Annotated in this window: 16 protein-coding genes and 1 rRNA gene; 5 read left to right on the top strand and 12 right to left on the bottom strand. The window is 37.1% G+C overall.

All coding sequences use genetic code 11. From position 1 onward, the window contains the following. Positions 1-125 precede the first annotated feature (125 nt). Entirely contained in the window at positions 126-326 is a 201-nt protein-coding gene (locus BM260_RS15275) for a cold-shock protein (protein ID WP_090568691.1), read from the bottom strand. Between the two features lie 327 nt (positions 327-653). Here BM260_RS15275 and BM260_RS15270 point away from each other — a divergent pair, with 327 nt between their 5' ends. Continuing rightward, positions 654-1,097 (top strand): small multi-drug export protein, encoded by a 444-nt coding sequence (locus BM260_RS15270; protein WP_093538222.1) that lies wholly within the window; start codon positions 654-656, stop codon positions 1,095-1,097. Positions 1,098-1,145: 48 nt separating this feature from the next. On the opposite strand, the gene BM260_RS15265 is transcribed toward BM260_RS15270, so the two are convergent. The 3 genes from BM260_RS15265 to BM260_RS15255 form a co-directional block, all read right to left on the bottom strand. Further along, on the bottom strand, positions 1,146-2,672 hold the full coding sequence (locus BM260_RS15265; protein WP_175496316.1) for a sensor domain-containing diguanylate cyclase: 1,527 nt from the start codon (positions 2,670-2,672) through the stop codon (positions 1,146-1,148). Positions 2,673-2,955: 283 nt separating this feature from the next. Next, the gene (locus BM260_RS15260) at positions 2,956-4,119 is read right to left on the bottom strand and encodes a PstS family phosphate ABC transporter substrate-binding protein (RefSeq protein WP_093538220.1); all 1,164 of its coding nucleotides are present in this window, start codon (positions 4,117-4,119) and stop codon (positions 2,956-2,958) included. A 16-nt stretch (positions 4,120-4,135) separates the two neighbouring features. Beyond that, complete coding sequence (locus BM260_RS15255; RefSeq protein ID WP_093538219.1) at positions 4,136-4,591, bottom strand: helix-turn-helix transcriptional regulator; 456 nt, start codon at positions 4,589-4,591, stop codon at positions 4,136-4,138. 193 nt (positions 4,592-4,784) lie between these two features. On the opposite strand from BM260_RS15255, the gene BM260_RS15250 reads away from it, so the two are divergent. After that, the gene (locus tag BM260_RS15250; RefSeq protein WP_093538218.1) at positions 4,785-6,938 is read left to right on the top strand and encodes a M28 family peptidase; all 2,154 of its coding nucleotides are present in this window, start codon (positions 4,785-4,787) and stop codon (positions 6,936-6,938) included. 62 nt (positions 6,939-7,000) lie between these two features. Here BM260_RS15250 and BM260_RS15245 read toward each other — a convergent pair whose 3' ends face one another. Both BM260_RS15245 and BM260_RS15240 read right to left on the bottom strand, forming a co-directional pair. Then, positions 7,001-7,963, bottom strand: coding sequence for a D-2-hydroxyacid dehydrogenase family protein (locus tag BM260_RS15245; protein WP_093538217.1), 963 nt, complete (start codon positions 7,961-7,963; stop codon positions 7,001-7,003). A 12-nt stretch (positions 7,964-7,975) separates the two neighbouring features. After that, a complete protein-coding gene (locus BM260_RS15240) occupies positions 7,976-8,710 on the bottom strand; it encodes a sulfite exporter TauE/SafE family protein (RefSeq protein WP_093538216.1) in 735 nt (244 codons plus the stop codon). Positions 8,711-8,873: 163 nt separating this feature from the next. On the opposite strand from BM260_RS15240, the gene BM260_RS15235 reads away from it, so the two are divergent. Further along, the gene (locus BM260_RS15235; protein ID WP_093538215.1) at positions 8,874-9,875 is read left to right on the top strand and encodes a PQQ-dependent sugar dehydrogenase; all 1,002 of its coding nucleotides are present in this window, start codon (positions 8,874-8,876) and stop codon (positions 9,873-9,875) included. Positions 9,876-9,976: 101 nt separating this feature from the next. Here the strand turns inward: BM260_RS15235 and BM260_RS15230 are convergent, their stop codons facing one another. Beyond that, a complete protein-coding gene (locus tag BM260_RS15230; RefSeq protein ID WP_093538214.1) occupies positions 9,977-10,471 on the bottom strand; it encodes a GNAT family N-acetyltransferase in 495 nt (164 codons plus the stop codon). A gap of 48 nt (positions 10,472-10,519) precedes the next feature. On the opposite strand from BM260_RS15230, the gene BM260_RS15225 reads away from it, so the two are divergent. After that, positions 10,520-11,662 (top strand): FAD-dependent monooxygenase, encoded by a 1,143-nt coding sequence (locus BM260_RS15225; protein ID WP_093538213.1) that lies wholly within the window; start codon positions 10,520-10,522, stop codon positions 11,660-11,662. Between the two features lie 31 nt (positions 11,663-11,693). Here BM260_RS15225 and BM260_RS15220 read toward each other — a convergent pair whose 3' ends face one another. The 4 genes from BM260_RS15220 to BM260_RS15205 are packed head-to-tail and all read right to left on the bottom strand — an operon-like array spanning position 11,694 to position 14,353. Further along, positions 11,694-12,383, bottom strand: a complete 690-nt coding sequence (locus BM260_RS15220; protein WP_093538212.1) for a hypothetical protein — start codon at positions 12,381-12,383, stop codon at positions 11,694-11,696. Beyond that, complete coding sequence (locus BM260_RS15215) at positions 12,380-13,108, bottom strand: hypothetical protein (RefSeq protein ID WP_093538211.1); 729 nt, start codon at positions 13,106-13,108, stop codon at positions 12,380-12,382. The genes BM260_RS15220 and BM260_RS15215 overlap by 4 nt, the downstream gene beginning before the upstream one ends. Continuing rightward, positions 13,095-13,982 (bottom strand): ATP-binding cassette domain-containing protein, encoded by an 888-nt coding sequence (locus BM260_RS15210; RefSeq protein WP_093538210.1) that lies wholly within the window; start codon positions 13,980-13,982, stop codon positions 13,095-13,097. The genes BM260_RS15215 and BM260_RS15210 overlap by 14 nt, the downstream gene beginning before the upstream one ends. Continuing rightward, on the bottom strand, positions 13,979-14,353 hold the full coding sequence (locus BM260_RS15205; RefSeq protein ID WP_093538209.1) for a GntR family transcriptional regulator: 375 nt from the start codon (positions 14,351-14,353) through the stop codon (positions 13,979-13,981). The genes BM260_RS15210 and BM260_RS15205 overlap by 4 nt, the downstream gene beginning before the upstream one ends. A 173-nt stretch (positions 14,354-14,526) precedes the next feature. On the opposite strand from BM260_RS15205, the gene BM260_RS15200 reads away from it, so the two are divergent. Next, the gene (locus tag BM260_RS15200; protein ID WP_093538208.1) at positions 14,527-14,880 is read left to right on the top strand and encodes a VOC family protein; all 354 of its coding nucleotides are present in this window, start codon (positions 14,527-14,529) and stop codon (positions 14,878-14,880) included. Positions 14,881-14,940: 60 nt separating this feature from the next. Here the strand turns inward: BM260_RS15200 and rrf are convergent. Then, positions 14,941-15,031, bottom strand: a 5S ribosomal RNA gene (rrf, locus tag BM260_RS15195); the annotation flags it as partial.

Genomic DNA, 15,031 nt, shown 5'->3' with positions numbered 1-15,031 from the left:
TTACCAAAGATAATGCTATTTGAATTTTCAATTTTCCTTTAATTAAAAAAGTACACAAAAAAAGAGATACTCTCGAAAGAGTATCTCTTTTTAACAGTAGTACCTTTACTTAAAATTCCTAAGAATTAAAGTTTTACGATGTTTACTGCTTGTGGTCCACGTTGACCATCTTCAACGTCAAATTCAACTTTTTGACCTTCGTCTAAAGATTTGAATCCGTCGCCTTGGATTGCTGAGAAATGAGCGAATACGTCATTTCCACCTTCAACCTCGATAAATCCAAAACCTTTTTCTGCGTTAAACCATTTTACTGTACCTTGTGTCATGTAAAAAACCTCCATTATGGTGAATAAAAAAATTCACATATTACAAAAAGCTACCGAAGACTCACGATTACTTTTTGTAATATGTGAATTCATTGTTTCTATCTAAGCAATTTAATTATTGTCTTAACTATATAACATAATTAAGCATTTGTCCACTGAAATGATTAATAGTTAGATAATTTTTTTTTTTGAAGATAGAATCCCTCTAAATATGGATTATTTAGTAGTCTGATCAAAGGCTATTAATAATATGAATAAATAGGTTGTTATAAAAGTGAAACTTTTCTTATACAGCATCGTAACTAAGGGACGGAAGGAAGTGTATATATCGTGAATTATTTCTTAGTATTTTTGGGAGCAGCCATACCTTGGCTTGAATTAGGACTAGTCATTCCTCTGGGGATTATCTCCGGGTTAAATCCTTTAGCAGTTATTATCGTCGGTTTTATAGGAAATATGGTAACAGTACTCGCCCTTATTATTGGCTACGATAAATTTAAACTATGGTTAGCCAAACGAAATGAAGGAAAAGAACAAAAAGTATCCAAAAGAAGTGAACGCGCAAAAGCACTTTGGGATAAATACGGTTTACCTGGAATGCTCATGCTTGGACCTATTTTAATCGGTACACATGTTGCCGCGTTTATAGGCATGACACTTGGAGCATCTAAATTTAAAACTACGATATGGTCGACCATTAGTATTGGGGTTTGGGCAATAATATTTGGTGTTGCGACGTCCCTTGGTTTTGACTTTTTTGTACGTGAATAGATAAATAACGAAAACGGCACAATATAATTATTGTACCGTTTTCGTTATTTAATCATTATTATTTATTTCATGAAAACATACATATTGATTTTTCCCTTTATTTTTTGCCTCGTACATTGCTGTATCCGCACTTTTTAAAACTTGTTCTATAGTAGTACCGTCTCTTGGATATATACTAATACCAATGCTTGCAGTGACATGTGTACTAATAGCATTAAACTGGTATTCCCTTCCTATTTCCTCTAATAGTCGCTGAACTATTCTTTCAAGTTCCTGATCATTCATTTGATCGAATAATACTAAAAATTCATCCCCACCATACCGAGCAACCAATCCATTCTTTTCTGCTGCAATAATTTGTACTCTTTGCGAAAGTTCTCTCAATAGTTGATCACCTATTTCATGACCGTATGTATCATTCACCTGTTTAAATCCATCCAGGTCAACAAATAAAATGATTAACTCATTTGTTGAGGCATCCATTCGTCTATTTACCTCTTTCTTAAATGCATAACGGTTAGGTAACCCAGTTAAATGGTCATACAATGCTAACTGAATTACTTCATCATGCTTCTCTTCAAGTGCAGAGAGAACCTGATTAATAGAATTTTCAAGCTTGGAAATCTCGTCTTGCTGATTCTTTTTAACATGAATCCTCAAGTTAACATTTCCTTCTGCTTGAATATTATGAAGCTGCTTGGAGAGGTTGCTGATCCGACTGATTATAAAACGATCTAACAGAAAAATTGTAAGAAGAACAAATATAATTCCTATAATTACTAAAGAAACTGCAATGTTATTAACTGTATTCTTTTTCTCCATATAGAAGCTTCTATCCATATTAAAGCTTATCCCCAATAATGACTGTTCTTTGTAGTCTTTTAGTAAAATCGAACCTTGCATTTGATCGGCGCCTGTGACTTCAATACCAATCCGTCCCTGCGTTTTTTCATTGTCCTGCACTTCATGAAACGTCAAATCAAACGACAACTCTTTTCCGATTCGGTTAATAGTACGTTCATCTAGATATTTCCCAATGATTAAAGTACCTACAGAAGGTCCATCTCCATTGCTTTGATAGATGGATTCAAATGATGCCAGTGAGAATCCATTCTTGCTCATTACAAGCAATTCTTCACTAGTATTTTCTACACTTTTAATAGCAGGTAGAAATTCTTCATAAAAATCATTCTGCAGAGGTACTATTTTTTTGTTATCTAAGTCATAGCCTACTTGCAATTTAGGGTTTTTTTCACTATCTATATAGATTATGTAGTTAATGTTCAGGTTAGCGAATGTCTCAGGTTCTAAGTTTCGTTCGATATATAGAGGATTTTGATCCACCATAAAATCATACGTATCATCCCAAATGGACCAATCTCTATTTATTTTCCCTAAATTATGTAATGTTGATTGGATATTGTTCTCTATCCTCTTTACTTCACCTATGGCAGTATCCCTATCTAAATCATTAGATTCTTTTAAAAGTACTGGTCTTAAAAATGACAAAAAGAGTGTCACTAATAGAATCATTGTAATACTTACTACAACAACAGCTTTTTGTTTTAGTTTCATGTTTTTCCCCCGCATTATCTCTCTATTAAGGAAGCTTTATATACACTCATACATACCCCAATAAACCTACGTCAAACACATTTTAAGGTGACTTATATATCACGCGCACTTTAAATTTATAACCCTTTAGTCTCTATCGGTGAAATTTCCCCTTAATTTAAATAGGTGTATAGAATCACCTTAATGAAAGAATCTATCAAGCGTGGTTTAGGTGAAATAACATTGTACGTTTTGAATATACATATAAAAATAGCCGCAGTGTATAAACTACGACTTAATATTTCTATTCTTTTAATGGAACATATCCTACTTTTTCCACAAGTGCTTGCCCCTGCTCCGATAACACCCACTCGATTAGCGGCTTTACATTTGGATTTTCCGTTCCTGCTGTAACAATATAGAACTCTGATGTAATGGGATAAGTATTTGCTCGTATATTTTCTTTCGTCGGTGCCACTCCATCTACTTCTAGTAGTTTAATCTCATCATTGTCGACCATTTCGGTGGAATAAAATCGAAATGTAAAGCCAATTGCATTCTTATAGTTTCTATATTGGGACACCTCATTTATGATACCACCCATTCCTGTAACTATATCCTTTGAAGGTGGCTGCATAAGCGGCATTCCCTTCATAAGTGACTGAAGCGCAGATTGAGAGCCACTGTCTTCCGGTCGTTGAAAAGCCCGGATTTCATCATTGTTGCCCCCTAATTGTTTCCAGTTGGTGACCTTTCCCATATATATATCTGTAATTTGTTCTACCGTAAGGTTATTTACAGGATTTTTTTGATTGACAAAAAAGACAAATGCTTCTCGACCAATAGGAATCATCTGTAGCTCAAGTCCTTTTTTCGCTGCAGTTTCCTTTTGAGCTGTAGATGGTGCTGCAGCAAAAATCATATCTACCGTACCATCAAATAGGTTCTCATAGGCATACTGTGTAGTGCTCACCATTACTTCACTATCGTAGGAAGGATACACCTTTTCTGGATATGTCGCTTCTGCAATGGCCGCATATAACGGATAAAGTGCAGTTGCCCCGTCTAATATTGGTAAATCATCAGTTAGCTGAAGTGTCACTTTCTCCTCTAACTTAGTAACCTTACCAAATTGTGAAAAAGGTTCGTACTTACTTATATCCACCTCTGCATCTACTGTAGGTATCAAGTGAGTATACGCATCTTTTATAGGAGTAATGGCGCTGACTAATATGGCTGCTCCTGCGATAGAACCAAAAATAACTTTCCGCTTTTTTGTTTGAAAAAGATGAAGTAAATTAAACACAAATAGTAGATATAGCACCAATCCAACAGTTATAAGCAATGCAGTATAATCGATTTTCCCCATAAGCAGTAGAAATAACGCACCGAAGCCTTCAAAGAACACCAATACGATTAATGCAAAAATGGAAACCAATACTGTCGCAAATTTAGACTCTACTTTCATCCCATTTCCCCCATTATTATTCTTTTTTAGTTAGTTCATTTAAGCGAATTTTTGCTTCCTCTTCATCAAACGAACTAAACCATCGATAATTTTTATCATCTAAAATACGATAATGCTGACTAATAACGTTTTGTTGCAATCGGAAATCTCCCTTTGAAATAATCTCTTTCCACCATACACGTCCACCCATTGATTTATCCTTCGGACGATTTATGCCGTCATGCGCTATGGTTTCAATCACTTCTAATGGATCATCCCCTAAAACCGACCGCAATATCTCACTATCATGAAACAATGCACATACTGCAATTACACTAGTCCATCCTGCTAGTACTCTCTCTTTCTCTATTTGGACAAGCGTTTTCTTAGAGATACCTATAATGCTCGCCATTTTTTCTTGTGAATAACCTTTTTCTAGTCGAACCATTCGAATCCGCAAGGAAATAAGCTGTGTTACATATTCTTTATCCATATATGGCTCCTCTAAAATGAATTTTCACTCTATTTAGTGTAATTTTACACTAAATGTATCTTAATAGCCAATAGTTATTAGGTTTTTTCTTTTTAATATAGGGAATGTGATAAGTGAAAATTACTCTTGTAATTACGCTAGTTTTATCGTTTAATAAGCTAGTTGTTAAAAAATTTGTAAAGGAATGTGATAAATGAACAAGTTTACGGGAGGAATAGCATTATCTTTGGTAATCGCTATGTCATTGGGGGCCTGTGCGCCTAAAGAAGAGTCGACAGAAGAAAAAAAAGAGGTTACACCTGAAAAGGATTTAATCAGTGTAAATGAAGATTATCTATCAGCTGTCGACGTCGACTATGCCTTTGGATTCACAAAGAGCTTAGAAGAATTTAAAACAAATGAAAAACTTGGTTATCGGACTGCTGGATCAGAGGCAGAGCTGAAAACTGGAGAAAAAATTGCGGACGAAATGAAGAAAATTGGACTTACTGAAGTGACAAAGGATGAATTCACCTTAGACACATGGGAATTTGAAAAAGCGGACCTAACATTCGTAGATGAAAATGGCAAAGAGCATTTGGCTGTTTTAGGAGCATACCAAGTGAATTTTGATACGAATGGTGTAAAGGATCTTGAAATTGTCTACGGTGGTAAAGGGACTGCTGATGATTTAGCAAATCTAGATGTCGAAGGTAAGCTAGTTTTAGTTGACATAAACCAACGCGAGGAATGGTGGATAAACTATCCTGCCTACCAAGCACATTTAAAAGGAGCTGCGGCAGTAATTGCAGTTCAGGAAGCAGGTTATGCGGAAGCGGATGAAGATGCACTTAACGCTCAGGATGTCTGTGGACCGGATGATGCTCCTGCATTTTCTATGTCTCAAACCGATGCAAATCAGCTGAAGAAGGCTTTAGAATCTAGTGAGAATGCTACGATGACTGTAAAATTCGATGCTAAATCTACGGTCAAAATGGATGGAAAGTCTTATAATTATTACGGGAAAATTATCGGTAAAGACCCGGAATCATATATTATTTTATCTGCTCACTATGATTCTTACTTTACAGGATTCCAAGATGACCATGCAGCAATCGGGTTAATGATGGGTGTCGCTAAAGGGTTAGTAGACAGTGGCTATCAACCAGAAAAAACAATTATTTTCAACGCACTCGCTGCAGAAGAATGGGGAGTTTCTAACTCTCGCTATGACTGGTCAACCGGGGCTTACAACCAAATATTCAATATTCATCCGGAGTGGGTAGGAAAAGCTTTTGCCAATATGAACTTTGAGCTTCCAGCCTATGAGCACACAACACAAGATGAAATTCGTTCTGTCTATGAATTGAATAGTTATTTAACGGATTTTGCGAAGAATGTACCAACTGTAGATGGTGTCTATAAGGATGGAATTTCTGTCGTTTCACCACTGCGTACATGGTCAGATGATTTTTCATTTGGAATTGCTGGGGTTCCAGCCCTTCGTAATGATTTCCAAGACAGTGATTTCATGCGTACCCATTATCATTCACAATTTGATAATGAGGACACATATAACGCAGAAGCATTCAAATTCCATTTAAATCTATACGGTTTACTTTCCATGCATTACGATCAAACAGCAGTCGTTCCACTAGACTTCACAACCCGTTTGACGGCAATGAAAAAAGTAATTGACACAGATACTTTTGGACAAGCTGAAGTTTCTTCCGACCAATTAGTTGCGGAGATTGACAAAGCTATTGCACTTGCAGAAGAAGTAAATGCAAAGGTCGCTAAAGTAAATGATGATTATTTTACTGCTTTAACTGAGGTAGATACCGAGGCAACACAAAAGTTATATGAGGAAAGCCGTGATTTGAATAGCGGTCTACTCGCTGCATTCAAACACGCTGAAGATCAATTCGTTCGTTTAACATGGGAAGATGCACAAATATTCCCACACGAACATGCACAAAATAATATTACTAATCTTATACTCGCTATCGAAGCTTTAGAGAAAGGCGATATAACTACTGCAGTGGATGAATACCTATGGGCTATCGACAATAATTGGTATGCCTACGACTTTGATAAAGAGGTATTCAATTACTTTACAAACTATGTGCTAGAAGCGCCTAAAGAAAAACTGATGTGGGGTGAAGGCAGAATAGTCGGTCACGAAAACCTATTCGATCCGATTAACTCATTGATCGAAAAAAGTGAGCAACAAGATGCCGACATATCCGCTGAACTAGCAACATTGAATGAAGTACTAGAAAGACAAAAATTATTATTGAAAACAACTACAGATGAAGAAACAAAAGCTGTACAAGAACTAGGCAAACAGCTTGAAGCATTAAAATAATTATAGAAAAGGCTATCGGAGAGTTCGTGTGAACTCTTTAGATAGCCTTTCCTTTTTTCTATTTATAATAGTAAAGAACGAATCACTCTCCCATCCAAGTACGCCTGTATATCTTCCACCGCTTCTTCGTAGTATGTAGTGTAGTTTTTCTCTGTCACATATCCTAAATGTGGAGTAGCTAATACATTTGGCATTGTTCGGAAAGGATGGTCTTGAGGTAATGGCTCGAGGTCGAATACATCTAATCCTGCTCCGGCAATCCAATTTTCATGGAGCGCTTGTATAAGTGCTTGCTCGTCAATTATAGCTGCTCGAGATGTATTGATTAAATAAGCAGAGTTTTTCATAAGCTTTAAGTCCTTCTTACTAATAAGTCCTCTAGTTCTGTCGCTTAATACGAGATGAATAGAAATGTAATCACTTGTTTCTAACAACTCTTCTTTTGAATTTGCCAATTGAACACCTAGCTTATCTGTTTGCTCCTTCGTTAAGTTTTGACTCCAGGCGATGACATCCATTCCAAAGGCTTTTGCTATAGTTGCCATTCGCCCTCCTATTTTACCGAGCCCAAGGAGACCTAAACGCTTCCCGTATAAATCTGTCCCAACTGTACTCTGCCATAATCCATTGCTACGAAGTTCAGCGTTTTCTTTTACAATATGACGTGCCAAGTTTAGTATTAAAGCCCATGTTAACTCAGTTGGTGGCTCAGAAGAGCTCGCAGTTCCACACACAGCGACTCCATGCGCAGAAGCAGCCTCAAGGTCAATCGATGCATTTCTCATTCCAGTAGTAATCAGTAATTTAAGCTTAGGTAACTTTTTGAAGAGTGTTGCTCCAAAAGGTGTACGCTCACGCATAATAATTACTATCTCCGCATCACGAATGGAATCTACTAATTCATCTTCATCATTAAAGTGCTGAGAAAATGATACAACGTCGACCTTCTCTGTAATACTTGACCAATCTGCACTTTTTAACGCAACTTGCTGATAATCATCTAGAATAGCACAGCTTATCCTCATACTAATTTCCCCCTATCTCAAATAGTCCACAACAATTTGCACTAAAAGCAATATAGTTACCACACGTAATAATGGCTTCACATGCTTTGCCTTTAATTTTCGCGCAAGTCGAAGTCCAAGCTGCGCTCCAAGTATCGCCCCTAGCATTAGGGCAAATGTAACCGGCCACATTATTTTACCAGTAGAAATATACGTAATGGATGCTCCAAAGCAACTAGAAAACACACCAATTCGAGCAAGTCCTACTGCACGTATATAGGCAATTTTTTCACTCGCATATAAATATAGCGCTAATGTGCTGCTCCCTGGACCGAACATGCCGTCGTACATACCAATTCCCAACAAAGCTGGAGCTGTTTTTTTGTTTAGTTGAAAGATTTCCGTGCCGCCAAAATTCCCTTTTCCCATAAAAGAAGTAATAAAGGCAAAACTCAATAAAATAATAGCAATTATCGTCAGTACCTCACCACTTAGAAAAGATGCTATCAGCCCTCCTATTATTCCTCCTCCTAAACAAAATACCAATACGGAAAGTGCTTCCTTACCCGTTACCTCTTTTTTAGTGAAGATTACTAGAAAACTTGAAAGAGAGCTAACTGTATTAGAGACTTTATTTGCCCCAATGGCTGAATGCACTGGCAGACCCATTAATAACATCATTGGTAAACTTATAAGCCCCCCGCCTCCAACTAATGTGCCCACTACATTTCCTACAATTCCTATGATGAAAAAGATTAAAAACTCCATTTAACTGCCTTCTTTCAAAATCCACTTCTGTGTATTTAGCATACATTGACTAATGTCATAAGTAAATTCGATAGTTATTATGGTTTTACATAGGAAAAACTTATCATTCTTGGAAGGATTAATTGTTCTCTTAAGGGAACTAGTAATACATGGAGGGATTATGATGAAAAAGTGGATTCTAGTTATTTCCCTAGTTTTATATGGTTGCGCAGAGGAAACTGAAAAATCACCTACCCAGGGTCCCATTGCAGAAAAGATCGCAACTAATTTGAATATCCCCTGGTCTATCAATTTACAGGACAATACATTTTATATATCAGAAAGGGTCGGAACGATTGCACGTATACAAAATGACCATGTTGTACATGAGCCCGTTCAACTTTCGGATAGTCTTTCCTCTGTATCTGAAGCAGGACTACTCGGCTTTGCGCTGAAACCTGACTTCCCTGAAACTGGTGAAGCTTATGCTTACTATACGTATGACATGAATGGAAAACCCTTTAACAAAATCGTGACTATTCAACGCCAAGATGGGCAGTGGCAGGAAATTGCCATTCATTTGGACGGCATTGAGACCGGCAATATACATCACGGTGGGCGTTTAGAAATTGGTCCAGACGGGTCTTTATATGTAACTGTCGGAGACGCTGGAAACCCAATTAATGCGCAGGATCCAGCTTCACTAAATGGGAAAATTCTTCGTATGAAAGATAATGGTGCTTTTGAAATATTCTCTATGGGGCACCGCAATCCACAAGGTCTCGCTTGGAATGCGGCGGGAACACTATATGAAGCGGAACATGGTCAGTCAGCAAATGATGAAATCAATTTGGTTGAACAAGGCAAAAACTACGGCTATCCAATCATTGAAGGAGAGGAAACGGAAGAAGGACTTGAATCACCTATTATCACTACTGGCAGCAAGGAAACCTGGGCACCTTCAGGCATTACCTTTCACCAAGGAAAATTATATGTAGCGACTCTCCGCGGTGAATCTATTAAAATACTGAATGTGGAAACTGGCGAGGTGGAACAATCGATTACCGGGTTCGGACGAGTACGAGACGTATTCTCTGATGGGGAATCACTCTATTTCATCACCAATAACACGGATGGCCGAGGAACACCCAGTGAAGATGATGATGTACTATATAGACTAAAATAACAGGTATGATCGAGCGATGTTTGCACGTGATCGATCGATGTTTGGAAGGCATCGATCGATCACGTGGGATTGATCGATTTTCCTTCTACATCGATCAATTATCACACGTCATTGATCGATTCTAAACAAATCCTTTTTGACATAGCAATTTGAATACCAGATCTCCCATTAAAACGTCTGCCCTCATCGAGAAAACCTGATTTTATATACACAGCCTGTGCAGCAATGTTTGCTTCATTCACTCCTAGAACGATTCTGTTTACATGTTGAAAACGCTTCGCCACAAAAGATTGAAGCAGTATCATTGATGCTTGCGCAATTCCCTTCCCCTGATAATCTGGATGAATGGAATATCCCCTTAGTAAAATACTCTCTTCAATATCTGTGTAATGAAATTTATCCTCACCGGTATCTAGTACGAAAAATCCAGCAACTTGATCATCTTCCGTTATAATAATGGGAGTATACGATGCATTTATATTAGCTCGCTCTAGCAATTCTAATGGATGTCCCGTAAATGAAAGTTGCTCCACAGATAGCGGATAATTTTCTAATGGTTTTCTATAACTGTCATTATACATAGTTAGATTTATCATGATTATCACCCCTTTAGATTAGAATATCACAGGAGGAGGTTTTACCAAATGAAAATAGCAATAATAGGCGGGGGTATTGGAGGGCTCTGTGCTGCCGTAACCTTACAAAAACAAGGTTTTTCTGTTCAGGTATACGAAGCTAGTCCAACTTTTCAACCTGTCGGCGCTGGTATTGGAATAGGCTCTAATGCTTTACAAGCACTCATGGAAATTGGTGTTGGGGAAGAGATATTTGCGAATGGTCATGCTCTTCATCAACAGGTATTTCTAGATACCTATGGGAATACACTAAATACGATAGATCTTACCGTACTAAAAGAGCTTTATGGACAAGAGAATATTACCATTCACCGAGCTGATTTACATAATATTTTTCTGAAAGCACTTAAACCAGATACACTTCATTTCAATAAAAAGTACATATCTGTCGAGCAAAATGATAATCAAGTAACTGTCTATTTCGAAGACGGTACAACTGTGACCGCCAATTTACTCATAGCTGCCGATGGTATTCATTCATCTATACGGCAACAACTACTACCTGGCTCTGTTACTCGATACGCCGGCTACACATGTTGGAGAGGAATAACAGAGAACAATGGAAGAGTTGATGAATACACATCTTCGGAATATTGGGCAACACAAGGAAGATTTGGGATGGCCCCGATGAAAAATGGGTTGATATATTGGTTCGCCTGTATTAATACAACGGCTAGAAATCCACAATTTCAAAAGCTCACTGCTCCGGAAATCGGAGATATATTTGACCATCTTCCAAAAGTTGTACACAACATAATTACAACTACATCTCTCGAGAGAATTCTTCACCATGACTTATCTGATATTAAACCACTGCGGCAATTTGTTTTTGGAAGAGTAGCTCTTCTTGGAGATGCTGCTCATGCCACTACACCCAATATGGGACAAGGAGCAGGACAGGCTATTGAGGATGCCATCGTTTTAGGTAACGGCTTCAAACAATTTGAACATGTGGATAAGGTGTTAGCATTTTATGAAGAAAAGCGAGTTGCACGAACTGCCAAAGTAATTAGGCTTTCTCGTCAAATTGGAGAAATCGCTCAAATCCAATCTCGCCTAATTGCCAGTGTTCGAGACTTTTTATTCCCTTTTATCCCTTCTAAACTTTTAATGAGACAATTGAAATTCTTATTTGATGTAAAACTAAAATAAAGTGCTCGAGTAGCAAGCACTTTATCTTTAGTTAATACATTTGAAGCCCCAATGGATCCACGATCTCTATATGCTTCGGGACTTTTAAGTGAATATACGTGAAACCTCTTACCATCCTAATCTCCATCGTATCCGTTTGCTGAAATACGTTTAACTCATTAGAAAACTGTTCGAATGTAAACTCTTGCTCCACAGGCTCATGTATAACTAACTCATTCCCCGTCCATTCTGCTACATGAAGGGGAATCTTATCTTCTATTTTTAATCCATATAAATTTATATGAGACCGGTATACCTTTCCTTCAATCTTTTGAGCAGTAGAGTCTATCCATTCCACTACCACTTTTGTAGAATATGAGTCATTTCCTATATATCCAAGAGTTAATGTATTCCCACTTAGTTCATGAGTCCATTCTTCTTTAAGAAACTTCTGACTCAATTTGTTCTCTTCTTGTTTTAGTAACTTTTCTTCAAATACTTCGTTTTCTGTTTGTAATTGCTGTAATTGTTCTTCGGATAATTGTTCTACTATCGGTTCCTTTGGTATTATTTCATATACAATTCCAACACCGATTAATAAACTGAAGTAGATCATTATCACAATTTTATTTAGACGTAGACTCCCTTTATATTTTACTTTCTTCGTTATATAAAGAACTATAAGTATTCCAATGACTACAGGTATTAATCCAATAAAGAATATCATCCAAGTATTACTCATACTCTAACCCCCAAACGGTTAGAAATTGCAGTGGATGTCGCAAAGATCAGTATTGCTATACCAAAAGTTTTCGCAACCAATATTAGCAATGAACTGTTCTCTACAAAAATGATTTCTGATATCCTTATCCAAGTACCTGTCAGCAACAACATAATAATAATTACTAATGCCCCAAAGAACAGTAGCTTATGGTTTTGAAACAGAGTGCCAGCTATATATCCTAACGAGCTGAACATCCATAAGAAAATAATCATCGCTAGAATAGTTAATAAAGAATTCATAGGATCATCTAGAATAGTAGGACCTTCTACAAACTCATTAGTACTATTAAACGTTAAAAAGATACGCATTAGATAAACTGTAAAGTAAGTAGTCACCCCTGCATAACAACTAAAAATCAATAAAACGATACAATTAGCTATATTGCTACTTAGACGAGTAGCTACAAACGAAAAGTCATCATAGCGGTATGCTCTCGTTGTAATTAGATTACCAACTGAAATAGCTAATAATGAGACAAAAATGAATCCTGAATCGATTGATGATATATTCAAATTAATAGATATATTATTAATGGAAGTTCCACTACTTGACCACCCAGTAGCAAAAAGTATCCCTAACACCTGTAAAATAATTAGTGAGTAGATCAATCCGCTATAAGCACTTAGCTTAAACTTTACCTGAGATAGTACTACACTCGTTAGGCTAATGTTACTTAAAAACATCATCGATTCCCCCTTTGCTCTCACTCGTCATGTACATGCATACCTCACTGGCAGTTAACATCTGAATGTTGGCACCTTCTAAGCGAGCTCTTTCCAGCTTCGAATTTTTTTTAAACACTGCATATTGCTTTTGCTCATCAACTCTTTTTGAATGAAGAACTTCTTCCCCTGCTGTCCATTTTTCCACATCTGCAACTGGTCCCTGAATAGCTACCGCATATTCCTTCACTTCATCTAAGTCTGCATGAAGAACAACTTTCCCTTTATGAATCAATAATATATCCTCTAGTAAATGCTCTATTTCTGATAAATGGTGACTAGATATTAGAATAGAGCGAGGATGTGCAATATAATCCTTTAGTAAAGCTCTATAAAAGTCTGTCCGGACCGCTTCATCCATTCCGTTTGTTGGCTCATCAAACATCGTTAACTCACAATGTGTAGACAATCCGAAAATCATATTAAACGTAGCTCTTGAACCTTTGGATAACTTAGAATGCTGTTGCTTGGAATCCAGTTTAAAGTATTGAAATAACCTAACTGCAAGTTGTGTATCCCACTTTTTATAAAAAGCAGGCGCACTTCGCAATATCTCTTCTAAGGTAAGTGAGTCTGGAAAAGTCATTTGATCATCCACTAAAATACTGTTTGCAGAAACCAGTAAATTATTATAAGGGTTTTTTCCAAATACATTTACTTCACCAGATTTATGCTTAGTTAAGCCTGCCAATATTTTGAGCAAAGTTGTCTTCCCCGCACCATTACGACCAATAAGTCCTGTAATTTTTTGATCTGTCAGTTGAAAAGTAATATCTTCTAAAGCATTAGTTCTTCGATAACCCTTGTTTACCTTTTGACAATCTATCACATTCACTGGATCTCCTCCTCACATTTATGGATGAGTTGTATTAATTCCGCTTTTGTTACTGATAACCTTTTCGCTTCTAAAACAATGTCTGTTACCATTTTCGTAAGTGTTTCATTTCTCCGTTTTTCCAGAATCATCATTTTGGCCTCTGGTGCTACGAACATCCCAAGTCCCCTCTTCTTATATAATGTCATTTCCTCTACAAGTATCGTTAGTCCCTTAGCAGCTGTAGCTGGATTTATATTGAAAAGCTCTGCCAACTGATACTGAGAGTATACTTTTTCGTTAGCAGTAAAACGCTCTGCAATAATTTCATTCTCCAACCATTCTGCAATTTGCACATATATTGGCTTACTGCTGTCGTTACTTAATATCACCTGAGGTTAATCTCCTCTCTCCTAAAAATCAGTGCATTAGTGTTGTAATGTAGTATATAATATTAACTGTCAATTGTCTAGTTATATTTGGGTCCTATGCATAGGCAAGTATTTTAAAGGAATTTGCAATGAAATAGAGAATAGATATATATAAGAAATGAGGGAAATTATTTATGAAATTAGGACAAGTAGCGGTAAATGTGGAAAATGTGGAAAGAGCGGTTACATTTTATAAGGATGTTATTAATTTATCTCTGTTATTTGAAATGGATGGTCTAGCTTTTTTTCAATGTGGAGATACACGACTTCTGTTAAGTCGAGCTGAAAAAGAAGAATTCAATCACCCCAGCTCAGTGTTATATTTCCAAGTGGAGGATTTAAATAGCGAGGTTTTGAGAATGAAGGAGGCGGGAGCTACTTTCATCGATGAACCACATATGGTAGCAAAGGTAGAGGATACAGAAACCTGGATGGCATTCTTTAAAGATACAGAAGGAAATACACTTGCATTAATGAACGAACGTTAATTTTTCAAAAACAAAAAAGAAGTCGTCACCGATATAACTCGGTAACGACTTCTTTTTGGTGCCCAGCGACGTCCTACTCTCACAGGGGGAAACCCCCAACTACCATCGGCGCTGAAGAGCTTAACTTCCGTGTTCGGTATGGGAACGGGTG

The organism is Psychrobacillus psychrotolerans (assembly GCF_900115805.1).
Taxonomy (GTDB): Bacteria; Bacillota; Bacilli; order Bacillales_A; family Planococcaceae; genus Psychrobacillus; species Psychrobacillus psychrotolerans.
This window is presented reverse-complemented; position numbering and strand designations above follow the sequence as displayed.